The sequence below is a fragment of the Acidovorax sp. Leaf78 genome, from assembly GCF_001422735.1.
Taxonomy (GTDB): Bacteria; Pseudomonadota; Gammaproteobacteria; order Burkholderiales; family Burkholderiaceae_C; genus Acidovorax.
Genome location: NZ_LMLZ01000024.1, coordinates 199,726 through 225,746, shown reverse-complemented (window position 1 = coordinate 225,746; position 26,021 = coordinate 199,726). Strand labels below are relative to the sequence as shown.

25 protein-coding genes are annotated in these 26,021 nt (G+C 68.4%); 22 read left to right on the top strand and 3 right to left on the bottom strand.

Going from position 1 to position 26,021, the window contains the following annotated elements; translation table 11 throughout:
* The first annotated feature begins 18 nt into the window (after positions 1-18).
* The 4 genes from flgJ (at position 19) to ASF16_RS23150 (ending at position 5,535) form a co-directional block, all read left to right on the top strand.
* The gene (gene flgJ / locus ASF16_RS23165; RefSeq protein ID WP_056173050.1) at positions 19-939 is read left to right on the top strand and encodes a flagellar assembly peptidoglycan hydrolase FlgJ; all 921 of its coding nucleotides are present in this window, start codon (positions 19-21) and stop codon (positions 937-939) included.
* Between the two features lie 16 nt (positions 940-955).
* Complete coding sequence (gene flgK / locus ASF16_RS23160) at positions 956-2,932, top strand: flagellar hook-associated protein FlgK (protein ID WP_056172831.1); 1,977 nt, start codon at positions 956-958, stop codon at positions 2,930-2,932.
* Between the two features lie 31 nt (positions 2,933-2,963).
* Positions 2,964-4,217, top strand: a complete 1,254-nt coding sequence (flgL, locus tag ASF16_RS23155; RefSeq protein WP_056172828.1) for a flagellar hook-associated protein FlgL — start codon at positions 2,964-2,966, stop codon at positions 4,215-4,217.
* 91 nt (positions 4,218-4,308) lie between these two features.
* The gene (locus ASF16_RS23150) at positions 4,309-5,535 is read left to right on the top strand and encodes an HDOD domain-containing protein (RefSeq protein ID WP_056172822.1); all 1,227 of its coding nucleotides are present in this window, start codon (positions 4,309-4,311) and stop codon (positions 5,533-5,535) included.
* 188 nt (positions 5,536-5,723) lie between these two features.
* Here ASF16_RS23150 and ASF16_RS23145 read toward each other — a convergent pair whose 3' ends face one another.
* A complete protein-coding gene (locus ASF16_RS23145) occupies positions 5,724-7,211 on the bottom strand; it encodes a PLP-dependent aminotransferase family protein (RefSeq protein ID WP_056172819.1) in 1,488 nt (495 codons plus the stop codon).
* 180 nt (positions 7,212-7,391) lie between these two features.
* Between ASF16_RS23145 and ASF16_RS23140 the strand changes: the two genes are divergently transcribed.
* From ASF16_RS23140 to ASF16_RS23090, 11 genes are all read left to right on the top strand, one after another.
* Positions 7,392-8,006, top strand: a complete 615-nt coding sequence (locus tag ASF16_RS23140) for a LysE family translocator (protein WP_056172816.1) — start codon at positions 7,392-7,394, stop codon at positions 8,004-8,006.
* The gene (locus tag ASF16_RS23135) at positions 8,003-8,917 is read left to right on the top strand and encodes a DMT family transporter (RefSeq protein WP_056172813.1); all 915 of its coding nucleotides are present in this window, start codon (positions 8,003-8,005) and stop codon (positions 8,915-8,917) included. The genes ASF16_RS23140 and ASF16_RS23135 overlap by 4 nt, the downstream gene beginning before the upstream one ends.
* 60 nt (positions 8,918-8,977) lie before the next feature.
* Positions 8,978-9,307 (top strand): DHCW motif cupin fold protein, encoded by a 330-nt coding sequence (locus ASF16_RS23130; protein WP_056172810.1) that lies wholly within the window; start codon positions 8,978-8,980, stop codon positions 9,305-9,307.
* 25 nt (positions 9,308-9,332) lie between these two features.
* Positions 9,333-9,656: a cupin domain-containing protein gene (locus ASF16_RS25750; RefSeq protein ID WP_082517113.1), complete on the top strand. Its 324-nt coding sequence runs from the start codon at positions 9,333-9,335 to the stop codon at positions 9,654-9,656.
* Positions 9,653-10,873, top strand: a complete 1,221-nt coding sequence (locus tag ASF16_RS23120) for a PLP-dependent aminotransferase family protein (protein WP_056172790.1) — start codon at positions 9,653-9,655, stop codon at positions 10,871-10,873. Before ASF16_RS25750 ends, ASF16_RS23120 begins: the two co-directional genes overlap by 4 nt.
* Before the next feature lie 3 nt (positions 10,874-10,876).
* Complete coding sequence (locus ASF16_RS23115) at positions 10,877-11,506, top strand: glutathione S-transferase (RefSeq protein ID WP_056172788.1); 630 nt, start codon at positions 10,877-10,879, stop codon at positions 11,504-11,506.
* A gap of 12 nt (positions 11,507-11,518) precedes the next feature.
* Entirely contained in the window at positions 11,519-12,382 is an 864-nt protein-coding gene (locus ASF16_RS23110; protein ID WP_056172785.1) for a PhzF family phenazine biosynthesis protein, read from the top strand.
* Positions 12,383-12,553: 171 nt separating this feature from the next.
* A complete protein-coding gene (locus tag ASF16_RS23105) occupies positions 12,554-13,429 on the top strand; it encodes a PhzF family phenazine biosynthesis protein (protein ID WP_056173047.1) in 876 nt (291 codons plus the stop codon).
* Between the two features lie 44 nt (positions 13,430-13,473).
* Positions 13,474-14,157 carry a VOC family protein gene (locus tag ASF16_RS23100; protein WP_056172783.1) on the top strand — a complete coding sequence of 228 codons (684 nt, stop codon included), beginning with the start codon at positions 13,474-13,476 and terminating at the stop codon, positions 14,155-14,157.
* 5 nt (positions 14,158-14,162) lie between these two features.
* Positions 14,163-14,804, top strand: a complete 642-nt coding sequence (locus tag ASF16_RS23095) for a LysE family translocator (protein ID WP_056172781.1) — start codon at positions 14,163-14,165, stop codon at positions 14,802-14,804.
* Entirely contained in the window at positions 14,801-15,787 is a 987-nt protein-coding gene (locus ASF16_RS23090; protein ID WP_056172778.1) for a threonine dehydratase, read from the top strand. The genes ASF16_RS23095 and ASF16_RS23090 overlap by 4 nt, the downstream gene beginning before the upstream one ends.
* An 84-nt stretch (positions 15,788-15,871) precedes the next feature.
* On the opposite strand, the gene ASF16_RS23085 is transcribed toward ASF16_RS23090, so the two are convergent.
* Positions 15,872-16,339, bottom strand: a complete 468-nt coding sequence (locus tag ASF16_RS23085; protein ID WP_056172775.1) for a DUF2846 domain-containing protein — start codon at positions 16,337-16,339, stop codon at positions 15,872-15,874.
* Between the two features lie 221 nt (positions 16,340-16,560).
* Here ASF16_RS23085 and ASF16_RS23080 point away from each other — a divergent pair, with 221 nt between their 5' ends.
* The 5 genes from ASF16_RS23080 (at position 16,561) to ASF16_RS23060 (ending at position 20,005) form a co-directional block, all read left to right on the top strand.
* The gene (locus tag ASF16_RS23080) at positions 16,561-17,232 is read left to right on the top strand and encodes a histidine phosphatase family protein (RefSeq protein ID WP_056172772.1); all 672 of its coding nucleotides are present in this window, start codon (positions 16,561-16,563) and stop codon (positions 17,230-17,232) included.
* A gap of 83 nt (positions 17,233-17,315) precedes the next feature.
* Complete coding sequence (locus ASF16_RS23075) at positions 17,316-17,786, top strand: retropepsin-like aspartic protease (protein WP_056172770.1); 471 nt, start codon at positions 17,316-17,318, stop codon at positions 17,784-17,786.
* A 57-nt stretch (positions 17,787-17,843) separates the two neighbouring features.
* On the top strand, positions 17,844-18,530 hold the full coding sequence (locus ASF16_RS23070) for an aspartyl protease family protein (RefSeq protein ID WP_056172767.1): 687 nt from the start codon (positions 17,844-17,846) through the stop codon (positions 18,528-18,530).
* Positions 18,531-18,649: 119 nt separating this feature from the next.
* Positions 18,650-19,432 carry a tripartite tricarboxylate transporter permease gene (locus ASF16_RS23065; RefSeq protein ID WP_156372204.1) on the top strand — a complete coding sequence of 261 codons (783 nt, stop codon included), beginning with the start codon at positions 18,650-18,652 and terminating at the stop codon, positions 19,430-19,432.
* 195 nt (positions 19,433-19,627) lie between these two features.
* The gene (locus ASF16_RS23060) at positions 19,628-20,005 is read left to right on the top strand and encodes a VOC family protein (RefSeq protein WP_056172762.1); all 378 of its coding nucleotides are present in this window, start codon (positions 19,628-19,630) and stop codon (positions 20,003-20,005) included.
* 90 nt (positions 20,006-20,095) lie between these two features.
* On the opposite strand, the gene ASF16_RS23055 is transcribed toward ASF16_RS23060, so the two are convergent.
* Positions 20,096-20,959 (bottom strand): creatininase family protein, encoded by an 864-nt coding sequence (locus ASF16_RS23055; protein ID WP_056173043.1) that lies wholly within the window; start codon positions 20,957-20,959, stop codon positions 20,096-20,098.
* Positions 20,960-21,016: 57 nt separating this feature from the next.
* On the opposite strand from ASF16_RS23055, the gene ASF16_RS23050 reads away from it, so the two are divergent.
* Together ASF16_RS23050 and ASF16_RS23045 are read left to right on the top strand one after the other, a co-directional pair.
* Positions 21,017-21,778 (top strand): alanyl-tRNA editing protein, encoded by a 762-nt coding sequence (locus ASF16_RS23050; protein WP_056173039.1) that lies wholly within the window; start codon positions 21,017-21,019, stop codon positions 21,776-21,778.
* Between the two features lie 262 nt (positions 21,779-22,040).
* Positions 22,041-25,949 (top strand): DUF748 domain-containing protein, encoded by a 3,909-nt coding sequence (locus ASF16_RS23045; RefSeq protein WP_056172759.1) that lies wholly within the window; start codon positions 22,041-22,043, stop codon positions 25,947-25,949.
* Positions 25,950-26,021 lie beyond the last annotated feature (72 nt).

The following is a 26,021-nucleotide window of genomic DNA, read 5'->3' as shown; positions in this document are numbered from 1 at the left end:
AACGCAAGAGGCTTGACCATGGCCCTCACCCTCCCTTCGTCCGGTAGCACCACCAGCAAGTCGAACGCGCTGGCGGTGGACATCCGCTCGCTGAACTCGCTCAAGTACGACGCGGGCACGGCCAACAACGCGCAGACCACGCGCGAGGTGGCCAAGCAGTTCGAGTCGCTGTTCATGCGCGAGCTGATCAAGAGCATGCGCGACGCGACGATGAAGTCCGGCCTGATGGAGGGCGGCCAGGCCGACCTGGGCCAGGACATGCTGGACCAGCAGCTGTCGGTGAACATGGCCGGCATGCAGGGCGGGCTGTCCGAGGCCATTGCGCGCCAGCTGTCGCGCCAGATGGGCGGGGCCGACACCAACTTCTCCGTACCGTCCACGCTGAGCCTGCAGCGCTCGCTGCCCGGCGCTGCCGCGGCTTCGGGCAGCGCGCCGGCCGAGTCCACCATCCAGGCGCCCAAGGGCCGCGAAGGCTTTGTGCAGCATCTGTCCGGCACCGCCGAGCGCGTGGCGCAGGACAGCGGCATTCCGGCCAGCTTCATGCTCGGCCAGGCCGGCCATGAAACCGGCTGGGGCAAGAGCGAGATCCGCCACAAGGACGGCTCCAACTCGTTCAACCTGTTCGGCATCAAGGCCGGCAAGGGCTGGACGGGCAAGGTCGCCGAGATCACGACCACCGAATTCATCAACGGCAAGCCGCAAAAGGTGACGGCCAAGTTCCGCGCCTACGACTCGTACGAAGACTCCTTCCGCGACTACGCACGGCTGATCAACGACAACCCCCGCTACGAAAAAGCCCAGGCCACCGCCAAGACCGGCTCGGCCGTGGCCTACGCCGCCGAGCTGCAAAAGGCCGGCTACGCGACCGACCCCGACTACGCCAAGAAGCTCAGCGGTGCCATCAACAGCGCGCTGCGCACTCAACGTGCCCAAGCATGACAACGCGAGGTAAGCCATGAGCCTGCTCAACGTCGGCGCCCGCGCGCTGCTGGCCAACCAGGTGGCCCTGCAAACGGCGGGCCACAACATCGCCAACGTCAACACGCCCGGCTACTCGCGCCAGACCGTGGCGCTGCAGACCGTGCAGGGCCAGTTCACCGGCGGCGGCTACATCGGCCAGGGTGTGGACGTGCAGACCATCCTGCGCAACCAGAGCGAGCTGCTCACGCGCCAGTCGGCTACGGCCGGCTCGGTGCAGGCGTCCGACATCGTGCGGGCCGAGCGCCTGCGCCAGCTGCAGGAAGTCTTCAGCGGCGGCACCGCCGGCCTGGGCGCAGCCATCAACGACATGATGAACGCGTTCTCCGACGTGGTGAGCGCGCCCACCGACATCACCGCCCGCACCGTGGTGCTCACCCGCATGGACGAAACGGCTGCGCGCATGCGCTCGGCCGCGGACCGCCTGACCGAAATCCAGTACACCGTCACCGAGCAGCTCAACAGCAGCGTCACCGCCGTGAACAGCCTGGCCAAGCAGATGGCCAGCATCAACGAGCAGATCGCCCGCGCCAAGGGCAACGGCCAGACGCCCAACGACCTGCTCGACCAGCGCGACCAGGTCATCCGCGACATCAACCAGTACATCCAGACCACGCAGATCTACGCCGACGACGGCACCGTGGGCCTGTTCGTGGCGGGCAGCCAGCCGCTGGTGCTGGGCACCACCGCCACCAGCCTCTCGGTGGACGACGCCACCGCCTTCCCGGGCAGCGGGCAGATCAAGCTGTTCTTCAACCGCCCCGGCTCGCCCTCCATCGAGATGGACGAGAACGTGCTGGGCGGTGGATCGATGTCGGGCCTGCTGCGCTTCAACAACACCGATCTGGCGGAAGGCCGCAACCTGCTGGGCCGCATGGCTATGGCCATCGGCACGACGATGAACGACCAGCACAACCTGGGCCTCACGCTCGACGGCGCGCTGGGCAAGGACCTGTTCTCGCTGCCCACCAGCATGCCCGGCCACACCAACGGTGCGGGCGTGGGATCGGTGGCGTTCACCGGCCCCACGCAGTTCGCTGCATCGGACTACGAGATCCGCTTCACCACCGGCACCGCCGGGCAGGTAGTGCGCCTGTCGGATGGCAAGGCCACTGCGTTCACGAGCGCCGCCAACCTGGCCACGCTGCAGATCGACGGGCTCAACTTCAACCTGACCACGCCGGGCAACCCGGGCGAGCGCATGCTGTTCAAGCCGTTCAGCACGGCCGCCAGCAACATCCAGGCGCTGGTGTATTCGCCGCGCGACCTGGCCGTGGCCAACCCGGTCAACGCGGCCATGGGCACGTCCAACGGCGGCACCATGCAGCTGGCAGGCCTCAAGGCCACCGGCCTGCCCAACCCGCCCGGCCTGGTGCTGCCGCCCAACGCCAACGCGGCTGCCGTGCCCCCCATCCTGGGCGGCATCCAGCTGCGCTTTACTGCCGGCCCGCCGACCACCTACGACGTGCTCGACCGCGGCACCGCGCCGCCCACCACCGTGGCGGCCGCGCAGCCCTACACGCCGGGTGCACCCATCACCATCAACGGTTGGGAGATCAAGCTGCAGGGCACGCCCAACACCGGCGACACGGTCGTCATCGGCAATGCGTCGGACCCGCAGTACGGCGACACCTTCACCCGCAACTCGGGCAACGCCAGCGCGCTGATGGGCCTGCGCGACGTGAAGATGTTCGACGAATCCACTCTTTCGGACGGCTACGCCGGCGCCATTGCGCAGGTGGGCACCCGCACGCAAAGCTCGCTGTTCGCGGCCGAGCTGTCCACCACCATCGCCTCCAACCTGGAGCGCGACCGCACCGCGATCTCGGGCGTGAACCTGGACGAAGAGGCCGCCCGCCTGATCCAATACCAGCAGGCCTACCAGGCATCGTCCAAAATGATCCAGATCGCGCAGAACATCTTCGACTCGCTGATCCAGGGCATGGGCCGCTGATGACCGCACCGTACAGAGCTAGGAGCCTCCCATGAGCAGCAGCATCTACCGCATTGGCACCGCCAACATGTACGACAACGCCCTGCGCAACCTGGGCACGCGGCAGACCAACCTGTCCAACCTGCAGGAGAACCTCACCTCCGGCAAACGCGTGGTGCGCGCCAGCGACGACCCCGTGTCGGCCGCGCAGGCCGAGCGCGCCATCAACCGCCTGTCGCGCATCCAGACCGAGCAGCGCGCGCTGGAAACACAGCGCAACGCCATCGCCCAGGCCGAATCCGCACTGGGCGACGCGGTCGACCTGGTGCAGAACTTCCGCGAGCTGGTGGTGAACGCCGGCAGCGCCGCCCTGACGCCCAACGACCGCGCCACCATTGCCAACCAGCTGCAGGGCCTGCGCGAGCAAATGGTGGAGGTGGCCAACCGCAAGGACACCAACGGCATCCCGCTGCTGGGCGCGCTGGGCAGTGCCCTGGCGCCCTTCCTCGGCCCGCTGAGCAGCTCGCCCGACTACGGCTTCAACGGCCTGCCCGGCCAGGCGGCGAGCTCTGGCGTGACCATTCCCGGCACGCTGGACGGCGAGGCCGCCTTCATGTTCGACCCGCAGCGCGACGGCGTGTACACCGCCGGCGTGAGCGCCATTCCGAGCAGCCGCTTTCTGAACACCACGGCCATCACCCCGGTGAACCCGAGCCTGGTGACCGGCAACAACTACTCGATCGCCTTCAGCGCCGTCGGCCCCGGCGCCACGGCGGGCACCACGACGGCCACCTACACCATCACCAACACCACCACGGGCGCCGTGTCGGCCCCGGTGACGGTGCCGGACTTCCCGTCCGACAAGCCCATGAACGTCACGGTCGCCAGCATCCCGGGGCTGACCTTCGACATCAAGGGCACCCCGGCCAACGGCGACACCATCACGCTGGCACCCAGCCCCAGCATGTTCAGCGCCATGGACGCCGCCATCCGCGACATCCGCAACGCCCCGGACAGCAATGCGGCAGCGCAGGCCGTGGGGCAGGCACTGGGCAACATGGACATCGGCCTCGAACGCATGCACAACATGCGCGGCTATGCCGGCGAGCTGCTCAACCGCGCGGACCGCATCACGGGCGACCAGGACAAGCGGTCCGTGCAGCTCGAAGGCGACCGGTCACGGGCGGAGGATCTCGATATGATCCAGGGGATATCGGACTTCCAGAACCAGCAGGTCGGCTATGAGGCTGCACTCAAGTCCTACGCGCAGGTTCAAAAGCTGTCCTTGTTCAATTTCATCAGCTAACGCGGGTCTGCCCACGGCTCCACGCATCCCCAAGCCGGGGATGCCGGGGAATGCTGGGGAACAGACCCCATGAGACAACGCCTGAGAGCACATGGTCCAATCTGTCCTTGGCAGCCTGATTCTGGGCTACCGCCCCCTGTGGAGCCGGGCCCGCAAGCTCGCGGGCATCCAGCTCTATGCCCACAACGATGCGTCGGTGGTGGTCGACGCGGCGCATTTGCTGCGCACGCTGCAGGAGCTCTGGTCCGCCAGCTCCCCGCCCATCCTCCTGTCACCCCAGAACCGCCAGCTGCTGTGCGACATGCTGGAGCACGCCCCCCGTGGCGCACCGTGGATCGAGGTGCGCGGCGAGTGGCTGGCCGACTCGGCCATCTACACCCGCGTGAAGGCAGCCCACCAGCGCGGCCTGCGGCTGGTGTGGCGCGGCGAGCTGGGCAAGCTGCCCGAGCCCGACGTGGCCCAGTGCTTTGACAACAGCCTGCTGAGCCTGCGGCCCGAAGACGCGGTGGCAGCCCTGAAGCCCCCGGCCCCCGGCCGCCCCGGCGCCGCGGGCGCGCGCTCGGGCCCGCCGATCCTGGCCGGGCAGATGTACGAAGGCATCGCCAGCCGCGCCCTGATGGAGCGCTGCCTGGACGAGCACAACGCGATGGCGCTGGCCGGCTGGCCCGCCGAAGACGTGCTCTACAGCCTGCGCCACCACCCCCAGCAGCCGTCGCACGCGGTGATCTTCAAGCTCATGAAGGCCATTGACGCGGAGCAGTCGCTCGAGACGTTTGAAGCCATCATGGGCGAAGACCCGCTGTTGGCCTACCGCTTCATGGTCTACACCAACTCGGCGGCGCTGGGCCTGCGCACGGGCATCGACTCGCTGCGCCGGGGCCTGGTGATGATGGGCTACGGCTCCATCAAGCGCTGGCTGTCCGACCAACTGCCGCACGCCAGCACCGACCCCAACATGCAGCCCGTGCGCGAATCCATGGTGATGCGCGCCGAACTCACCGCCCACCTGCTGGACGCAGGCATCGAGAACGACCTGCGCCGCGAGATCTATCTGTGCGGCCTGCTGTCGCAGATCGACGACCTGATGGGCGAGCCCCTGGGCACCATCCTGCGCCGCCTGCCGCTGTCCGAACGCATCTACGACGCCACCGTGCTGCACACCGGCCCGTACGCCGCCGGCCTGCAGATGGCCTGCGCGCTGGAGACCGACGACGCCAGCGCCATCCGCCAGCTGTGCGAGACGCACGAGATGGACCTCGAGGAAGTCAACCGCGCGCTGCTGCGGGTGCTGGCAGACCTCGAAGTCGAGAGGAAATAAGTTTCCCCTCTGCGCCGCTTCGCGCCATCCCCCGAGGGGGACGCCACCGGTGCCCGGCAAAGCCGTATTCACGCTGGCACTGGCCGTGGCAGCGCCCATGCACACGATGGCCGGGTTCCGGGTTTCGGGTTCCGGCTTCGTACTCGTTGGTGGTGCGGTGGGGCCTCGCGCCAGCCCTCTCTACCGGCTCAGCGCCCCTGCTCATCGCGCACGCGCGCAAACGTCTTCCAGAACGCCGCCTCCTGCGTGGTCGCGAAGTTGATGCGCATAAGTGTGCTCGGCTTGCGCTCGGCATGGAACAGCGCGCCGGGCGCCAGCAGGTAGCCCTCGTCCAGCATGCGCTGCGCGAGCGCGTCGGTGTCCACCCCAGTCTCCACCCAGCCGAACAGCCCCACGGGCTCGGCGGCGAAGGTGCAGCCTGCGCCCAGCGCCAGCTTCACGCTGCGTGCGCGGGCGGCGTCCAGGCGGGTGCGGATGCGCTCGGCGTGGCGGCGCAGCTGGCCCTGTTCGATGCACAGCGCCAGCGCTTTTTCCAGCAGCGCGGGCGTGGTCAGCGTGGCCAGCAGCTTGGTGTCCAGCAGCTGCTCGATGAGTGAAGATGGCGCGGCCAGGAAGCCGATGCGCCAGTTGGGCGCGAGGATCTTGGCGAAGCCGCTCACGTAGATGGTGCGCTGCAGCCCGTCCAGCGCGGTGAGGCGCGTGGCGTGCTCGGGCGCGATGTGGCTGTAGGTGTCGTCCTCGACGATGTGGAAGTTGTGCTGGTTGGCCAGCTGCAGGATGCGGTGCGCGCTGCCCGGCGACAGGCAGTAGCCCGTGGGGTTGTGGAACACGCTCACGCTCACATACAGCTTGGGCTGGTGCACCTCGCAGTACCGGGCCATGACCTCCAGGTCGGGGCCATCGGCGCGGCGCGGCACGGGCAGGATGTGCATGCCCAGGGCCGCCAGCCGCGCAAACTCCACGGCCCAGCCGGGCTCCTCCACCATCACCGGGTCGCCCGGGCGCAGCAGCGTGCGACTCACGATGTCGAGCGCATGCGTGGCGCCCACGGTGGTGATGATGTTCTCGGGCGTGGCATGCACGTTCAGCGTGGCGAGTTTTTTGGACAGCACCCTGCGCAGCCCCGTGTCGCCCAGCGGCTCGCCGTACTGCAGCGAAAACTCGTTCAGCGCGCGGGTGCTGGTCACCTTGCGCACCGCGGCGGGCATGAAGGTGGACTCGAGCCAGTCGGGCGGGAACACGCCCATGCCGGGCTGCGGCTTGTCGCTGATCTTGTGGAACATGCCGCGGATCAGCGCCGTGGCGTTGACGAGTGGTGCGCCGCGCGCCGCGCCGCGCCCGGCACCCCGGGCTGCAAACCAGTGCGCGGTGCTCCAGTTACCCATGCCGCGCTCGGCCTCGGCGGAGGTGGCTTCGTCCTCGGGCGCTCGTTCGACCTGGCCGGTGGTGGCCTCGCGCACGAAGAAGCCGCGGTTCTTGCGCGCCTCCACCAGGCCCTGCGCCAGCAACTGGTCGTACGCCGCCACCACGGTCGACGGGCTCACGCCGTGCTGCTGCGCGCACTGCCGCACCGACGGCAGCCGCGCACCCGGTGCCAGCAGCCGGTTGCGGATGCGCTCGCCAAAGCGCGCCGACAGCTGTTCGGTGAGCGACTGGGTGGTGGTTTTCATCAGCATGGCGGGGTCCTTGCAGTGTGCGTACAGCGTTCTTGCAGTGCGCTTGTGTACTGTTATCGCGGCCAATACAGATTGCGAACTGCGCTGCTGAACTGTATTGGTTGTGTACTGGCAGCCAAGATTACATTGAAGCCTCGGCATTGACAAGTCTCCCCACCAGAACACCGCACCTCCCGCACCATGAGCGCCACCGAACTGACTGCCCTGCTGCTGTTCTGCACCGCGATGAGCTTCTCGCCGGGGCCCAACACCACGCTGTCCACGGCGCTTGCGGCCAACCTGGGCCTGAAGCGCGCGCTGCGATTTTGTTTTGCGGTGCCCACAGGCTGGACGCTGCTCATGCTGGCCAGCGGCCTGGGCCTGGGTGCACTGATCACCGGCGTGCCCGCCCTGCGCTGGGGCGTGACGCTGGCAGGCGTGGCCTACATGCTGTGGCTGGCCTACAAGCTCAGCCGTGCGGGCCAGCTGGCCGAAGTGGACAGCGCCCGCCTGAACGTGACCTTCTGGCAGGGCGTGGGCCTGCAGTTCGTGAACATCAAGGCCTGGATGCTGGCGCTCACGCTCAGCGCGGGCTGGGTGGTCAACGCCGCGGGGCAGCCCGCCGTCAACCCCGGTGAGCGCCTGGCGATCATCTGCGTGGTGATGATGCTGTTCGCCTTCACCAGCAATTTTGTATACGCGCTGATCGGCTCGCTGCTGCGCCAGTGGCTGGCCCAGGGCACCCGCCTGCTGTGGTTCAACCGCGCGCTGGCCCTGGTGCTGGTGGTGACCGCCGTGTGGATGCTCACGCTATGAACCGCGCGCAAGAGCGTGAAGCCCTGGTCTGGGGTCTGGTGGGCGTGACTTTGTTCGCCGCCACGCTGCCGATGACACGCTTGGCCGTGGGCCCGGTGGACGCGCCGCAACTGTCGCCATGGTTCGTCACCTTCGGCCGCGCTGCGGTGGCGGGGCTGCTGTCCGTCGCGTACCTCGCGTGGCAGCGCAGCCGCGGGCAGCTGAACGTGCCGCGCCGCCCGGATTGGCCGCTGCTGGGCGTGACCGCGTTCGGCGTGATCGTCGGCTTTCCGCTGTTTCTGGCGCTGGCGCTGCGGCATGTGCCCAGCACGCACGGCGCGGTGGTCACGGCGCTGCTGCCCTTGTCCACGGCGGTGCTGGGTGCGCTGTGGTACCGCCAGCGGCCCTCGGCGGGCTTCTGGGCGTGCGCGGTGCTGGGCAGCGGGCTGGTGCTGGGCTTCATGGCCTGGCGTGCGGGCGGCTTCTACCTGGGCGCGGCCAACATCTACCTCATCATCGCGATGACCACGGGTGCCTTCGGCTACATCGGCGGTGCACGCCTCACGCCCAGCCTGGGCGCCGAGCAAGTGATCTGCTGGGTGCTGGCCTTGAGCCTGCCGCTCACCCTGCCCGTGGCCTGGTGGTTTGCACCCGCCGTGCCCGGCGCGATCAGTGCGATGGCCTGGACGGGGTTCGCCTACGTGGCGCTGTTCTCGATGTGGATCGGCTTCTTTGCCTGGTACCGCGCGCTGGCGCTGGGTGCCGTGCGGGTCAGCCAGATCCAGCTGGTGCAGCCCTTTCTGAGTCTGCTGTTCGCGGTGCCGCTGCTGGGCGAGCGCCTGGACCTGGTCACCGCGTGCTTCGCACTGGCCGTGATCGCCACCGTTTTTGCGGGCAAGAAGATGCCCGTTCACCAGGGAGCCACCGCATGACCGCCAGCACACTGTGCGCGCCGCGATCCAGGCCGTGGTGCGTTTGAAGGAGTCCCGAAGATGCAGATGCACAACATCCCGTTTGCCACCACCGACTGGTCTGCCCTGCCCCGCGAGGAAAAGAGCGCGCAGGCCGGCCAGGCGTTTTGGCGCACCCAGCAGTTCGGCGACCTGCGCGTGCGCATGGTCGAGTACACGCCGGGCTATGTCTCGGACCACTGGTGCGTCAAAGGCCACGTGCTGCTGTGCGTGAGCGGAGAATTGCACACCGAGCTGGAAGACGGCCGCACATTCACTTTGACGCCCGGCATGAGCTACCAGGTGGCCGACAACGCGGAGCCCCACCGCTCCGAGTCGCCCCAGGGCGCCACGCTGTTCATCGTGGACTGAGCCACACAACGACGCACGAGGCCCTGTGAAATACTCCGTGGATCAAGGTTTGCAGCAACTGCCCGGCCCTGCCGGAGAGCGGTTCGTGGAACTCCTGCGCCATGGCAGCATGCGCACCGAGCTGTATGCGCCCCGGGGCCAGGACCCTCAGCAGCCCCACGCGCAGGACGAGCTGTACTTCATCCAGCGCGGGAGCGGAGAATTCGTGCAGGACGGAACCCGCCACCGCTGCGCTGCTGGCGACGCCTTTTTTGTACCGGCGGGGCAAGTGCACCGCTTCGAGAATTTTTCTGACGACTTTGCAACATGGGTGGTCTTTTGGGGACCGCCCGGAGGAGAACGACAATGAAACTGAACGACCTTCCACCCACCAGCACCTGGACCCTGGCGCGCCGCGCCGAGCGCATGAACCCTTCGGTCATCCGCGAGATCCTCAAGGTCACCGAGAAGCCCGGCATCATCAGCCTGGCAGGCGGCCTGCCCTCACCCAAGACCTTCCCGGTCTCGGCCTTTGCCGAAGCCTCGGCCGCCGTGCTGGCCAATGACGGCCCGGCCGCCCTGCAGTACGCGGCCAGCGAAGGCTATGCCCCGCTGCGCCAGGCCATCGCCGACTTCCTGCCCTGGGATGTGGATGCCGACCAGGTGCTGATCACCACCGGCTCGCAGCAGGCCTTGGACTTGATCGCCAAGGTGCTCATCGACGAAGGCAGCCGCGTGCTGGTCGAGACGCCCACCTACCTGGGTGCGCTGCAGGCCTTCACGCCCATGGAGCCCACCGTGGTGTCCGTGGCCAGCGACGATGAAGGCGTGCTGGTGGACGACCTCCGGGCCAAGGTGGGCACCGGCGCCGACAAGGCCCGCTTCCTGTACGTGCTGCCCAACTTCCAGAATCCCACCGGCCGCACCATGAGCGATGCGCGCCGTGCCGAGCTGGTCAAGGCCGCGGCCGAGCTGAACCTGCCGCTGGTCGAAGACAACCCCTACGGCGACCTGTGGTTCGACAATCCGCCGCCCGCACCGCTCACGGCCCGCAACCCCGATGGCTGCATCTACATGGGCTCGTTCTCCAAGGTGCTGGCCCCCGGCCTGCGCCTGGGCTTCGTCGTGGCCCCCAAGGCCGTGTACCCCAAGCTGCTGCAGGCCAAGCAGGCGGCCGACCTGCACACCCCCGGCTACAACCAGCGCCTGGTGGCCGAGGTGATGAAGGGCAACTTCCTGGACCGCCACGTGCCCACCATCCGCGCGCTGTACAAGCAGCAGTGCGAAGCCATGCTGGCTGCGTTGACGAAGGAGATGCAGGGCCTGGACGTGCACTGGAACCGCCCCGACGGCGGCATGTTCCTGTGGGTGCGCCTGCCCGACGGCATGAGCGCCGTGGAGCTGTTGCCCAAGGCGGTGGAGCGCAACGTGGCCTTCGTGCCCGGCGCTGCCTTCTATGCCGACAACGCCGACCCGCGCACGCTGCGCCTGTCGTTCGTGACCTCGAGCGTGGAGCAGATCGCCACCGGCATCGCGGCGCTGGCCGCGGCCGTTCGCGACCTGCTGGCCGCGCAGGCCAAGGGCTGACGCATGCTGCGCTTGTGGGGACGCATGTCGTCTATCAATGTGCGCAAGGTGGTGTGGGCCGTGCAGGAGCTGGGCCTGCCGTCGGTGCAGCGCACCGATGCGGGCGGTCAGTTCGGCATCGTGCGCGAGCCGCGCTTTCTGGCGCTGAACCCCAATGGCCTGGTTCCGCTGGTCGAGGACGAAGACACGGGCGCGGTGCTGTGGGAGTCCAACACCATCGTGCGCTACCTGTGCGCCCGGCATTCGCTGGGCAACCTGTACCCCGAAGACCTGCCCGCGCGCTTTGTGGCCGAGCAGTGGATGGACTGGCAGCAGACCACGCTGAACCCCGCCGGGCGCGATGCCTTCCTGCAGTGGATTCGCACCCCTGCCGCGCAGCGCAACGATGCGCTCATCGCCGCATCCGTGGCAGTGACCGAACCGCTGATGGCCCTGCTCGATGCCCACCTGGCGCGCCAGCCCTTCATGGCCGGCGAGCGTTTCACCATGGCCGACATCCCCGTGGCGTGCGAGATCCACCGCTGGTGGGGCCTGCCGCAAGAGCGCCCCGCGCGCCCGCACCTGGAGCGCTGGTACCTGGCAGTGAGCAGCCGCACGGGCGCTATCGGCGTCCTGGACCAACCTCTCTCCTGAGCGCAGGTTGCCATGCACCAGCGCCCCTTCAAGCAGATCGACGTGTTCAGCGACCAGCCGGGCTACGGCAACCCGGTCGCAGTGGTGCTGGATGCACAGGACCTGAGCGAGAGCGACATGCGCCGCTTTGCGGCCTGGACCAACCTGTCGGAGACGACCTTCCTGCTGCCGCCCACCGAGGCTGGGCGTGCGGCGGGTGCGGACTACCGGGTTCGCATCTTCAGCCCCAATGGCGAGCTGCCGTTTGCCGGCCACCCCACGCTGGGCACCTGCCACGCCTGGCTGCAGGCCGGCAACGCACCGCGCGTGGCGGGCATGGTGATGCAGGAATCGGCCCTGGGCCTGGTGCGTGTGGAGCACAGCGGCAGCACGCTGGCCTTTGCCGCGCCGCCATTGGCGCGCAGCGCGCCCAGCCCCGCGCTGGTGCCGCTGATTGCCAGCGCGCTGGGCGTGCGCCCGCAGCAGATTCGCGGCGCACAACTGCTGGACAACGGCCCGGTGTGGCTGGGCCTGCTGCTCGACAGCGCAGAGACGGTGCTCGGCCTCAAGCCCGACCACGCGCGCCTCAAAGACCTGGGCCAGGACGTGGGCGTGATCCACGTCGGCCCGCAGGCCAGCGACATGCGCCAGCCCGGCGCCGTGGTGCGCGCCTTTGCCGCGCCCATGGGTAACCCGGAAGACCCCGTCACCGGCACGCTGAACGCGAGCCTGGCCGAATGGCTGATCGCCGACGGCCTGGCGCCGCCAAGCTACCTGGTGGCACAGGGCGAATGCCTGGGCCGCGCCGGCCGCGTGCACATCCGACAAGACGATGCCGGGCAGATCTGGGTCGGCGGCCAGGCCGTCACCTGCATAGAAGGGACCGTGCTGCTGTGAATTCACTGTCCATCGCCCCGCCCCCCACCGGTTGATCCACCCCGGCCCCAAGGGCCGACCGAACCCACAGCAGCAACGCCGCGAGAGTGCCGGTCGCACCCCCGGCGTTTCCGTCCTCTGCCCCCTCTTCCATTTTTTTCATCACCCATCGACACCAGGACTTTGAGCACCATGCACCAGCGCCCTTTCAAGCAAGTCGACGTCTTCACCGACCAGCCCTACCGCGGCAACCCCCTGGCCGTGGTGCTCGATGGCACCGGCCTGACCACCGAGGCCATGCAGGAGTTCACCAACTGGACCAACCTGTCGGAAGCCACCTTTTTGCTGCCGCCCACGCCCGAGGGCCGCGCGGCCGGCGCGGACTACCGGGTGCGCATCTTCTGCCCCGGGCGCGAGCTGCCGTTTGCCGGCCACCCCACGCTGGGCAGCTGCCACGCCTGGCTGCAGGCCGGCGGCCAGCCGCAGGTGGCGGGCACCGTGGTGCAGGAATGCGGCGTGGGCCTGGTCACGCTGCGGCAGGACGGCGAGCGCCTGGCGTTCGCAGCGCCGCCCCTCATCAAGAGCGGCCCGCTGCCTGAAGACGATGTGGCCCTGATCGCGCGCGGCCTGGGCGTGGCGCGCAGCGACATCCTGCACCACGCCTGGTGCGACAACGGCCCCAACTGGCGCGGCGTGATGCTGCGCAGCAGCGAGCAGGTGCTGGCGCTCAAGCCGGATGCGAGCATCCTGGGCAAGCTCGATGTGGGCGTGGTCGGACCACGCGGAAAAGTCGGCGTCATCGGCAGCACGGACGCGGACGGCATTGCCTTCGAAGTGCGCGCCTTCTTCCCCGGCAACAACGGCCTGGCCGAAGACCCGGTGACGGGCAGCCTCAACGCCGCGCTGGCCCAGTGGCTCATCGGCGCGGGCCTGGCCCCCGCCCAGTACGTGGCCAGCCAGGGCACGTGCCTGGCCCGCGCGGGGCGCGTGCTTGTGGAGCAGGACGGCGACACCATCTGGGTCGGCGGCAGCTCGGTCACCTGCGTCTCGGGCGAGGTGCTGCTGTGACGGCCGCCGCAAGCTCCCCGGCCAGTGCGGCACGGCCGCCGTGCGTGGACCACCTCGTCGTGCTGGCCGCAGACCTGGCGTCGGGCGTGGCCTGGTGCGAACGCACGCTAGGTATCACCCCCACGGCGGGTGGCGAGCACCCGCTGATGGGCACCCACAACCGCATTGTCAATGTCTCCAGCCCAGCGCACCCGCGCGCCTACCTGGAAGTCATTGCTATCAATAAAGGAGCTACTAGCGCAATACCATCAAGCGGTAGGCGGTGGTTTGACATGGATGATGCGGCCCTGCAGCAGCAGGTGGCAGACCACGGGCCGCAGCTCATCCACTGGGTGGCCGCGGTGCCTGACGTCGAGGACCGGTGCGCCGCCCTGGCCGCGCAGGACCTGGACCGCGGCGAGATCATCGCCGCCAGCCGCCCCACCGCACAGGGCCTGCTGCAGTGGCAGATCACCGTGCGCGAAGACGGCCTGCGCCTGATGGACGGCTGCCTGCCCACGCTCATCCAGTGGGGCCCCGTGCACCCGTGCGACAGCCTGCCCGCCAGCGGCGTGCAGTTGCAATCGCTGGCGCTGCAGCACCCGCAGGCGGCCACGCTGCAGGCGGCGTGCGAGGCGATCGGCGTGGCAGCGCAGGTAGCGATCGCCGCAGGTGGCGCCCCCCGCCTCACGGCGCAACTGACCACGCCACGCGGACCGGTCGCCGTATCGTCATTCACACCGGAGTAACCACGATGCTTTTTTCTGCACAGGAACTGCTGATCTTTGCGCTGGCCGCCCTGGTTCTGGTGCTCACGCCCGGCCCCAACATGGTCTATTGCGTCTCGCGCAGCCTCACGCAGGGGCCGCGTGCGGGGCTGGTCTCGCTGGGCGGTGTGGTGCTGGGTTTTCTGGTGCACTTGCTGGCGGCGGCACTGGGCCTGACCGCGCTGCTGGCCGCCGTGCCGCTGGCCTTCGACGCCATCCGCTACGCCGGCGCCGCCTACCTGCTCTGGATGGCCTGGCAGGCCGTCAAGCCCGGCGGCGCCGCGCCCTTCGAGGCCCGCAACCTGCCGCACGACGGCCCCCGCACGCTGTTCCTCATGGGCTTCATGACCAACCTCTTGAACCCCAAGGTCGCCATGTTCTACCTGTCGTTCTTCCCGCAGTTTTTGCACCCAGAGCGCGGCCAACTGCTGCTGCAGAGCCTGACGCTCGGCAGCGTACAGATCGCCACCAGCGCGGTCGTCAACGCACTGCTCATCCTGTGCGCCGCGCGCGTGGCGCTGTTCCTTAACCGCAACGCCGCCTGGATGCGGGCGCAGCGCTATGTCATGGGCACCGTCCTCGGCCTGCTCGCACTCCGACTCCTCACCGAAAAGAAAGCCGCCGCATGAACGCCCGCCTCGACCCCGCCACCGCGCTGCTGCCCACCCTGGCCGACATCGAAGCCGCCGCACAGGTGGTGTACCGCGACTTCCCGCCCACGCCGCAGTACCGCTGGGGCCTGTTGAGTGAACGCCTGGGCACCGACTGCTGGCTCAAGCACGAGAACCATACACCCGTCGGCGCCTTCAAGATCCGCGGCGGCCTCACCTACTTCGACCAGCTCGCAAAGCGCGGCGCCATGCCCCGCGAAGTGATCAGCGCCACGCGCGGCAACCACGGCCAGAGCATGGGCTGGGCCGCGCGCAGCCATGGCGTGGCTTGCACCATCGTCGTGCCACAGGGCAACTCGGTCGAGAAGAACGCCGCCATGCGCGCCCTGGGCGTCACGCTCATCGAGCACGGCGCGGATTTTCAGGAAGCGCGCGAATTCGCGATCCAGCTGGCCGCCGAGCGCGGCGCACACATGGTGCCCAGCTTCCACCCCGACCTGCTGCGCGGCGTGAGCACCTACTGGTGGGAATTCCTGCGCGCCGTGCCGCAGATGGACGTGGCCTACGTGCCCATCGGCCAGGGCTCGGGTGCCTGCTCGGCCATTGCCGCCAAGCTGGCGCTGGGCCACGGCGTGCGCGTGGTGGGCGTGGTCAGCAGCCACGCCACCACCTACGCCGACTCGCTGGCCGCCGGCCGCGTCGTCGAGGCGCCCGTGACCACCCACCTGGCCGACGGCATGGCCTGCCGCGTGGCCGACGCCGAGGCCTTGTCCATCATCGCCCCGCACATCGACCACATCGTGCAGGTCAGCGACGACGAGGTGGCCGCAGCCATGCGCGCGATCTTTACGGACACGCACAACGTGGCCGAAGGGGCGGGTGCTGCTGCGCTGGCGGCGGCGCTGCAGGAGCGCGGTGCATTGAAGGGGAAGGTCGTGGGGCTGGCGTTGACGGGGGGCAATGTGGATGCGCCCATGTTCAGCGGCGTGCTGAGCGGTTGATGCTCTGCGCGAATAAAAAAAAAGGGGCTTGGAAGCCCCTTTGTTCCTTTTAAGCGCCGGATGAACGGCTGCGGAGCCTACCGATCATTTGGCGGGAGGACTGCATTTCCCGCCCTCGGCCATTTCCAGCTTGGCGACGTCTGCCTTGCCTTGCGCCTCAGGCACCTGCTCCAGGTCTGCACCGGCCACGAACACGCCCATCTTGATGAACTGCCGAATGAAGTAGTTCTTGCCCGATTCAAACGCGATCTCCAACTTGTTCGGGGAGAATTCAGAAGCAGTTTCTACCGTGTGGTTCTTGCCACCATCCACCTGGGTGTAGAAAAAAACATCGGGGGCGCTGGTGCCCACACAAGCGCCATCAATGCGAAGGTCTTTTGTCACGGCCTTGCCCAACACACTGTTGCGATAGAGATAAACACCCGCTTTGCCTTCAGGTGGTTGCTGAAACTCCTTGGCCTTGGCGGACTGCTCTTTGGAAGCCATGTTGACCGACGCGCAACCGGTCATCAGCACGGAAAGTGCCAGCGCGAGATAAATTGTTTTCTTCATGATTTTTGAGTGACGAATAAGCAAAGCCGCTGGCCGAACGTCAGTATGTTCAGCCTCCCTCTGACTCTGCGCTATAAATTTTAGCCAGCGCCAACACGCTCCACAGACACACTGTTGCACCGCCGCCATCAATGCTGCACGGCAGCAAGAAACTCACAATTCGATAGCACCAGTCGCCCCAGTGACAAGCGGCCACGATGTTTGTTTCCACAATCCGCCGCATGGGAACCCTCTACCTCGTGCGCCATGGCCAGGCCTCGTTTGGCGCCGATGACTACGACCAGCTGAGCCCGCGCGGCCGCGAGCAGGCCGTGCGCCTGGGCGAGTACTGGCGGGCGCGCGGCCTGCGGTTTGACGCGGTCATCACCGGCACGCTGCGCCGCCACACGCAGACACTGGAGGGCATTGCCGAAGGCCTGCAGATCGCGCCCGAGGCGCTGCAGCTGCCGGCCCTCAACGAATACGACAGCCATGCGCTGATCGCCGCCATCCACCCCCAGCCCCTGGGCCCTGCCGATACGCCCGAGAAGTACCACCAGCACTTTCGCATCCTGTGCGACGCGTTGGCGCAATGGATGGCCGGCGTCATCAGCCCGCAGGGCATGCCCAGCTGGAACGATTTCTCGGCCGGCATCCGCGCCACGCTGGACCACGTGCGCCACCACCATGCGGGCCAGAACGTGCTGATGGTGAGCAGCGGCGGGCCCATTTCTGCTGCGGTGGGCGAGGTGCTGGGCACAGCGCCCGAGGTCACCATTGCGCTCAACATGCGCATCCGCAACAGCGCAGTGACGGAGTTCTCGATCGCGCCCAAGCGGCTGATGATGCAGACGTTCAACACCCTGCCGCATTTGAATGAAGGCCCGCACCTAGACTGGATCACGCACGCCTGAGCATTGCGCGGACTTGCAATAAATTTCTGTAAAACAATAATTTTTTACTGTTTAATAGCAACTCTCAAACAACGGGAGTTGCCATGCGCCGTCGCGAAGTCCTGGGCCGTGCCCTGGCGGTGTCTTCTTTTCCGCTGGCGGGCTTGAATGGCTGCGGCGGATCGCTGGGCCTGGGCGCTGAGGCGGAGGTGGTGCCGCCGCCCGGCCCCTTCACCGTGCCCCTGGAGCGCCGACAAACCCATATGTCGCTGGCCGTGCGCGTCAACGGGCAGCCCCTGCGGTTCTTGCTCGACACGGGCGCGGACCACAACGTGCTCACGCCCCGCACCGCACAGCTGCTGGGCCTGCCCCTGTCCACCGAGCGGGTGCCCAGCTCGGGCGCCGAAGCCTCCGACGAGCCCGTTCCCTGGACGGTGGTGGATGACCTTGCCGTGGGAGAAGCGCTGCACCTCAAGCGCGAGATCGCGTTCGTCGTGCCCATGCCAGTCGAGTTCGACTACGACGGCATCCTGGGCGCCACGTTCTGGCGCGCCTTCTCGGTGCGCCTGGACTAAGGCCGCGCGCAGGCCACGCTGGCCGCACCCGGCCGTCTTGCCCCATCGCCTGCAGCCGTGCTGCTCCCGCTGCGGGTGCTGCCGGGCGGCAAAATGCTGGTGCAAGCCACCGCAGCCGGGCAGGCAGGCTGGTTTTCTGTCGACACGGGCGACGCCGGGGCCGTGACGCTGTTTCGCCCGGTGGTGGAGCGGCTGGGCCTGCGCGCTGCGCTGCAGCCCTCGGTGCGCATGCTCACCGGCGTGAGCGTGGGTGGCACCACCTGGGCCGATGTGGCCCGCCTTCCCACGTTCGACATCGGACCCTGGCAACTGCCGCGCGTGCCGGTGCACCTCTCGCTGGCCACGGGCGGGCTGTTCGGCAGCGATGCCTGGATGGGCAACCTGGGTGGAGAGCTGTGGCAGCGCTTCGCCGTCACCATCGATGCGGCGGGCGGTGCTATGTATCTCGAGCCGCAGGCCGCCCTGGCCGAACCCTTTGCCGGACCCCGCAGCGGCCTGGTGGCGCGGTGGACGGGCGAGCGGTTCGATGTGCTGGACGTGGTGGGCGGCAGCCCGGCCGACGAAGCGGGCGTGCGCCGGGGCGAATCACTGCTGGCCGTGCAGGGGCGTGAACTTGCAGCCACCGATGCGATCTGGCTGCGCACCCAACTGGCGGGCGAGCCGGGCACGTCCGTTGCGCTGCGCCTGCGCGGTGCCAGCGCGCAGGAGCGGGTGGTGACGATGGTGCTGCGGGAGTTGGTGTAGCCGCCGGTGCGGCCTTTCATGCTCCCGGCGGGCGGCACCCCGGTGCGAGAATCTCGCCCCATGCTCACAGCGACCTGCCACGACAACCTCCTCCAACATATCGCGGAGAGGCGACCCGCATGACCTGGGCAGACATTGCTTTTCGGTTCGGACCTGCAGAATATGCGGCCACCTTGACCCTGCTGCTGATGGGGGTCTGCCTGGCTGCGCCACAGCCACTGCCCCGCTCCAGCGGTATGGCAGTGGTGGGCCTGTTGCTCGGGACTCAAGGACAAGACCCAGCCGGTGATCTGCGCGATATGACGGGTCTTGCACTGCTGCACGAAGACCCGTCCGTGGTTGTGGCCTGCCTGGGAATTTTCGCACTGCTCGTTCCCCACATCGCGCAACACCTCATCCCCAGACCGGACGCCCCACCGCCGCCACCGCATTCCAAAGCGCCCCCCCGAAGCACAAGGCTCTGGAGCACGGTGTATCTTTGCCTGGGCTTTTGGCCTGCTTCAGGCGCTTTCATTGCCACCGCGGGATGGCTGCAGCGCCCGGCCTGGACGGGCCCTTTCGCGACAGCGTGGTGTGCAGGGCTGCTGGCATGGTATGGGTTGACGCCCGACCTGCTGTGGCCCTGTGTAGCGCTGGCGGCCTTGGGCATGCTTTTCTTGCAACTCGACTGCCCCGTCGTGCCCCTGCTGGTCGGCCTGTCTGCATCTGCCATGCTGGAAGAAAACCTGAGGCGAGCGTTGCTGCTGAGCCGGGGTGAATGGTTGCCACTGGTGCTGGACCGGCCCATCGTGGCCAGCATGTTCGCTGTGGGTATGCTGGGGGTGACAGTACGTCTGCTTTTGCTGAGGCGCGGAAAAAGACCTCGCCCAGCGCAAGAGACTTGGGAACCAGCACAAGGTTGAAGCTGACAGGCGCTACAGGCGCAAGGCCCAAAGACCCATAAAGCGTTTGGGCTGCAACGACATCGGGCGACACGTGCAGCTCATGTCGCGCGTGCTCAGCGAGGCGGAGCCCGGACAACCCCAGCTTTTGGTGACCCATTCCATGCCCCGTTAGGTACCTTGGCGCAAACAGGGTCAGAAAAAAGAAAATCGCTCATGAATCTCAACCAGATCACGTTGCCTGTCGCGGACCTCGACGACGCTGTCGCGTTCTATCGCAACATGGGTTTCCTGCTGATCGTTCACGCGCCACCCCGGTACGCCCGCTTCGAGTGCCCGGAGGGCGACGCTACGTTCTCGCTGCACGCAGACCATGGGGGCCCACGTGAGACGGGCGTTGTCGTGTACTTTGAATGCGCGGACCTCGACGTGAGGGTGGCGGCTTTGCAAGCCGCGGGATTCCAGTTCACACAGCTACCCAAAGACGAGCCTTGGCTTTGGCGCGAAGCACGCTTGGCGGACCCGTCCGGCAATGTGATCTGCCTGTTCCGGGCCGGTGACAACCGCAAGAACCCGCCCTGGCGCTTGGCGTAGCGCGGCATTTGCAGCTCTCTACCAACTGCCTCACACACCCAGCAGACAGAACGCCACCGGTGTCTGTGCAGCGGCCGTCCCACCGCCACGTTAGGGCGCGCCCGCCTCGTTCACCAGCGTTGACAGGGGAAGCGCATGCACCTCTTGCAGCAGCGCCACGAGCTGCTGCGCCGCAGCGGCCACCACAGCCTGGCCCTTGGCGGCAGAGGCCCCGGCAGCATTGCCGACCGCGCCGGCGGGGTGGTAGTCCTGCATCTGCCAGCCCAGCTTGGCGCTCTTGCCGTTGCCCAGAATGGCGTACTGCTCCGACCGGTCCTGCGAGGTGGAGCGGAAGTCGCGCGCGTGCTCCATGTGCACGGTGCCAGGCGCCAGGTGCAACATCATTGACGTCTCGATCTCGCCGGCGTGGATGCCGAAGCGGTGCTCCTGCGCGCTGAACTGCCCGGCCACCGCATCGGGCAGCGGCAGGCTGAACCAGCTGGCGCTGTAGACGATAAGGTCGCAGCGGGTGCGCAGCTCGCGCGCCACGATGTCCATCACGCTGACCTGGCCGCCGTGGCCGTTGAAGAGCAGCAGCTTACGGATGCCCGCGCGCGCCACGCATTCGCCGATCTCGGTCCACAGCGCGATCACCGTGGCGGGCGACAGCGTGAGCGTGCCGGGAAAGCGGATGTGCTCCGGGCTCAGGCCCACATTCTGCGGGGGCAAAAACAGCACCGGCAGGTCAGCGGGCAGCTGCGGCAGCGCGGCGTCGATCACGCCCTGCAGAAGCGTGGCATCCACCGACAGCGGCAGGTGCGGCCCGTGCTGCTCGATGGCGGCCACGGGCAGCACCGCCACGGTGTGCGCGGCCTGGCCGGAAACTTTCAACTGCGCGAAGTCGCGTGTCGAGAGGTCGGCCCAGAAACGCGAGGGCAGCGGAGGCAGTGGGGCGGTGTTGGGAACGGCAGTCATGCCCGCCATGGTAGCCGTGCAGGGACATGGCGGTGCCGCGGCGCTACCATGGAACCCATGACCCACGACCTCTTCCGACAAGACGCCTACCTGCGTGAATGCAGCGCCCACATCACCGCCATCACCGACGCCGGCATCGTGCTGGACCAAACGGTGTTCTACCCCCTGGGCGGTGGCCAGGCGGGAGACAGCGGCGTGCTGGCGCTTGCCGACGGCACCGAGATCGCCATCGCCGACACCCGCAAGGGCAAGGACGCCGATGGCAAGCCCACCAGCGACATCGTGCATGTGCCGGCGCCGGGACAAGACGACCGCCTGGCGCAGCTGGCCGCCGGCACTGCGGTCACGGCCCGTATCGACTGGGAGCGCCGCCACCGCATGATGCGGCTGCACACCACGTCGCACCTGCTGTGCCATGTGGTGCCGCAGCTGGTCAACGGCTGCTCCATCACTCCCGACTATGCGCGGCTGGACTTTGCGATGACCGACCCGCTGGACAAGGACCAGCTGACTGCCGCCATCGCCACGCTGGTGACTGCTGCGCACCCGCTGACCGTGGCCTCGATCAGCGACGAGGAACTGGACGCGAACCCCACGCTGGTCAAGAGCATGAGCGTGCAGCCCCCGCGCGGCACGGGGCGCATCCGCACCATCCGCATCGGGGGTGACGGGGGTGATGGCGGCACACCGCTGATCGACCTGCAGCCCTGCGGCGGCACGCACGTGGCCAACACCGCGGAGATCGGGGCCATCGTGGTGACCAAGATCGAAAAGAAGAGCGCCACCACCCGCAGGGTGGTGCTGGGGTTTGCCCAGTGAGGCCACGCCAAAAGCACGCCCGGTGAAGCTGCTTCGGATGCCCAGCACCCGTTGACCCCGCTGCGCGGTGCAGGGGGCTTCGACGCGCGAGAAGGCCCAACGTCAACAATCTTGAACCGGGCCCGCGCCTTCGTTGCAATGGCTTACCCAGGCTTTTGCACAACAGGGACAATAGCGACCCACGCGCGCGGCTGTATTGCCTGTTGTCTGTCTTGCCTTCCAGGCCTCTGCCTGGGCCGCGGCGCCCCCTGAATCTGCCGCCATGCCGCCTGCCCTGCGCCCCGCCTCTCTCGCTTCCATCCGCCAGCACCGCTGGTTCCGCCCTGCGGCCTGCACGCTGGCGGGGTTGATCGGCGTGTGGGCGGTGGCCTGGCTGGCCGTGCCGCCGCTGCTCAAGGGCCCGCTGGAGCGTGCGGCCACCGCGCAGTTGGGCCGTGCCGTGACGGTGGGCGCCATCGATTTCAAGCCGTGGACGCTGGAGCTGGCCCTGCGCGACGTCGCGGTGGCAGGCGCTGCGGGCGCACCGCCGCAGCTCACCATCGGCCGCATCTACGCGGATGGCGAAATGCAGTCGCTGCTGCGCTTGGCACCGGTGGTGGACGCGTTCACCATCGAGAACCCGGTGCTGCGCGTCACGCACCTGGGCGACGGCCGCTACGACGTGGACGACATCATCGCCAAGGCCACAGCCCCCAGCGACAAGCCAGCCACCGGGCCTGCACGCCTGGCGCTGTACAACCTGGCGCTGACGGGCGGCAGCGTCGACTTCACGGACCAGGGCGTGGGCAAGACCCACGAGGTGCGCGACCTGGCGCTGAAGGTGCCGTTCATCAGCACGCTGCCCACCCAGCAGCAGGTCAAGGTCGAACCCCACTTGTCTTTTGCGATCAACGGCAGCCGCTTCGACTCGTCCGCCGAGGGCACGCCGTTTGCGCAGACGGGCCGGGGTGACGCGAGCATCCGCCTGGACGGCCTGCGGTTGGCCCCCTACCTGAGCTACCTGCCCGCCAGCCTGCCGGTCAAGGTGCAGGACGCCACGCTGGACGTGGATGTGAGGGTGGCTTTCGAGCAGGCGCCGCGCATGTCGGTGAAGCTGACCGGCACGGTGCAGGCGCGCGATGTGCGCCTGACCGACCGCCAGGGCGGCGACCTGCTGTCGTACGAGCGCCTGAAGGTCGACATGGCCGACGTGCGCCCGTTGGAGCAGGTGGTGCACCTGAGCCAGGTGGAGCTGACCGCGCCCGTGATCACCGCGGTGCGCGATGCATCGGGCCAGATCAATCTGGCGCAATTGGCCCCGAGCCCTGCAGCGACACCCACGACAACGACAATACCCAACCCGGCAACCGCAGCCTCGGCCACCGCGGCAGCCGAACCCTCTGCCGCCCCAGCCTCGGCAGCCGAGACCACCGCCAGCGCTTCTGCCGCCCCGTCCAGCGCTGCGCCGCCAGCGAGCGCAGGCATGGCGGCGTCCAAGCCCCGCGCTGGCGCCAGCCAGGCAGGCAACAAGCCCCCCGCGGCACCCGCCTGGGCCGTGCGCGTGGACCGCGCCGCGGTGCGCGGCGGCACCGTGCGGTGGTCGGACCAAGGCACCCGGCCCGCCGCCACGCTGCAGGCCACGGACTTCACGCTCGACATGGCGGACCTGGCGCTGCCGCTCGTCAAGCCCTTCAGCTTCAAGGGCGGGCTCAAGCTGCAGGACGGCGGCTTGCAGTTCACCGGCGAGGCCACCGACCAGAAGGCGCAGGTGAACGCGTCGGCGCAGGCGCTGTCGCTGCAACTGGCCGCGCCTTACCTGGCGCAGGTGCTGGAGCCCACCGTGGCAGGCCTGATCACCGGCGACCTGGGCGTGGCGTGGGAGGCGCCCGGCGCCAAGGCGGCGCAGGCCGGCGCCACGGGCGTGACGCTGACCGCGGGCCCGCTGGCGCTGGAGCAATTGGCAGTGAAGCAGGGGCGCACCACCGTGGTCGGGCTGGGCAAGCTGGCCGTGGAAGGCGTGCAGGTGCCGCTGGATGCGCGCACGGCCACGCTGGCCAAGCTGACGCTGTCCCAACCCCTGGCGGCGGTGGAGCGCGGCGCTGATGGGCGGTGGATGTTCGAGCGCTGGATGAAGGCATCGGCACCCGCCACGGCCACTGCTCCAACGGCCAACGCCACCATTCCCGCGCCCGCCACCGACAACGCCCCGCCGTGGAAGCTGCGGGTGGCCGACCTGGCGGTCGAGGGCGGCACCGTCACCTTTGCTGACAACGCCCAGCAGCGGCCCGTGGCGATGGACCTGTCAGCGCTGAACATCACCGCCAAAAACCTGGCCAGCGACGGCAGCAAGCCCGAGGCGTTCCAGCTGTCCGCACGCGCTGCCGCACCAGGCAAGGGCGGCGGCAAAGGCAGCACCAAACCCGAGGCCGGCAAGATCGACTACCAGGGCACGCTGGCCCTGCAGCCGCTGGCGGCGCAGGGCAAGCTCGACCTGGCGCGGGTGCCGCTGCATGCGCTGGATGGCTACCTGGCCAGCCAGCTGTCGGTGGAGCTGCTGCGGGCCGATGTAGGCTTCAAGGGCCAGGTCGCGCTGGCTCTGAGCGACAAGGGCCCCAGCCTGCGTCTGGCGGGCGATGCCGCCATCGACGAGCTCACGGCCAACAGCACCGCTGCATCCACGCCCAAGACCGAGGCCCAGGTGGGCGAGGAACTGCTGGCCTGGAAGAGCCTGAACCTGCGCGGCCTGTCCGTGGCCACCGCGCCCGGCACCGCGCCGCGCGTGGAGGTCAAGGAGACCAGCCTGGTGGACTTCTTCGCGCGCATCACGGTGAACGAGGCGGGCCGCATCAACCTGACCGACATCGCCAAGACGCCCGCCGAGGCGCAGGCAGCCAACGCGGCCAGTGCAGCGAATGCGGCCACCGCCGCAGCCTCGGCCAGCGGGCCCGCCGCCGCGTCGGCAGCCGCTGCCAGCACACCCGCCAGCGCTGCCGTCGCCAAGGCCGACCCGCTGGCACCGGTGGTGCAGTTCGGGCCGGTGAGCCTGGTCAACGGCAAGGTGCTGTTCTCGGACTTTTTCATCAAGCCCAACTACTCGGCGGATCTGTCGGAGCTGACCGGCAAGCTGAGCGCCTTCTCATCCGAGACGCCCGGCGGCGAGCCCGTGCTGGCGGACCTCGAACTGCGCGGCCGGGCGGAAGGCTCGGCGTCGCTGGAGATCACCGGCAAGCTCAACCCGCTGGCCAAGCCGCTGGCGCTCGACATCGTGGGCAAGGTGCGCGACCTGGAGCTGCCGCCGCTCACGCCCTACGCCGTGAAGTACGCCGGCCACGGCATCGAGCGCGGCAAGCTCAGCATGGACGTGAACTACAAGGTGCTGCCCAGCGGCCAGCTCACCGCCAGCAACCGGCTGGTGCTCAACCAGCTGACCTTTGGCGAGCCCGTGCAGGGCGCCCCCAACAGCCTGCCGGTGAAGCTGGCCGTGGCCCTGCTGGCCGACCGCGACGGCGTGATCGACCTGGACCTGCCCATCAGCGGCTCGCTGAACGACCCGCAGTTCCGCCTGGGCCCGGTCATCGGCCGGGTCATCGTCAACCTGATCGGCAAGGCGCTGACTGCTCCGTTCAGCCTGCTGGCCAACGCCTTTGGCGGCGGCAGCGAGATGAGCCACGTCGCTTTTGCGCCCGGCAGCGCGGCGCTCACGGCGGACGCGAAGCAGAACCTGGACAAGGTGGTGAAGGCCCTGGCCGACCGGCCAGCGCTCAAGATCACCGTGACCGGCATGGCCAGCCTGAAGGACGAGCGCGAAGGCCTGCAGCGCGAGCGCCTGCAGCAACAGGTGCTGGCCGAAAAGCGCCGCGCCAACCCTGCCGACAGCAGCCCGGTGTCGGCCGCCGAATACCCCGCCCTGCTCAAGGAGGTGTACCGCCGCGCCGACATGGCCAAGCCGCGCAACCTGGTCGGCCTGGCCAAGGAGCTCACCGTGCCCGAGATGGAAGCCCTGCTGCTGGCCAACCAGAGCGCCACCGAGGCCATGGCGGCCGACCTGGCCCACGACCGCGGCCAGGCGATCCGCAGCTATCTGGTGGCGCAGAAGCTGCCGGCCGAGCGGCTCTTCGTGGCGGCGCCCAAGTCGGGCAACCAGCCCGACAAGTGGACGCCGCGGGCGGATCTGAGCCTCGAGGCTCGGTAGCCTCGCTGAGCCGCTGCGCGGCTTCCCCCTTCATAGGGACGTCCCCGGTGAACCGGCAGCCAGATCACAAGG